The organism is Lysinibacillus sp. EB271-A1-10B (assembly GCF_058791335.1).
Map to the genome: position 1 here is coordinate 1 of NZ_JBYTDL010000066.1, position 555 is coordinate 555.

General features: G+C 35.0%; 1 protein-coding gene. It reads left to right on the top strand.

The window, feature by feature from the left end; genetic code table 11:
• The first annotated feature begins 181 nt into the window (after positions 1-181).
• Positions 182-538 (top strand): YhjD family protein, encoded by a 357-nt coding sequence (locus AC3WSK_RS26535; protein ID WP_427484882.1) that lies wholly within the window; start codon positions 182-184, stop codon positions 536-538.
• Positions 539-555 lie beyond the last annotated feature (17 nt).

Sequence of the window (555 nt, forward strand, 5' to 3'; positions counted from 1 at the left end):
CGAAGTCATTTAATCGCTGTTTAATGTAGCAAATGGTCTTTTATTAAACTGTCTACTTTATAGGGTTCAGTTCATAATTTGAGCCTGGGCTTTTTTTATTTCCACAAATTATTCCTTGTCAAAATACAAACAACTGTTCTAAAATAAGCAAACGGATGTTCTTGTATGGGAGTGGGATTGTATGTTGAATATTGAACAACGTCAATTATTTCATAAGTTTGTGATTTTAGATATGGCGATTCAATCATTACAGCGTGATTTCAAAGTGATAGAAAATCTAAAAATGAGTAAGGTCTACTTGCCAATCCTCGAAAAGCTTCTAAAGGACATAACACAAGATTATTACAACTCAAAGAGGCTGTTAGCCAAAGCTAAAATCAGAGTCGTGAAGTGGGAAAAGATAGACGAATACTTTAGTGATGTACATGTAGCGACTGCAGGGAATGATGTTGTTCTTCGATATGCCAACCAAGCAATCAAAACGCAGGTTGAAAATTTATTATTAAGTCACCAAAATAAAGACCAGGCGCTCAATTGAAAGTGAGTACCTGGTCA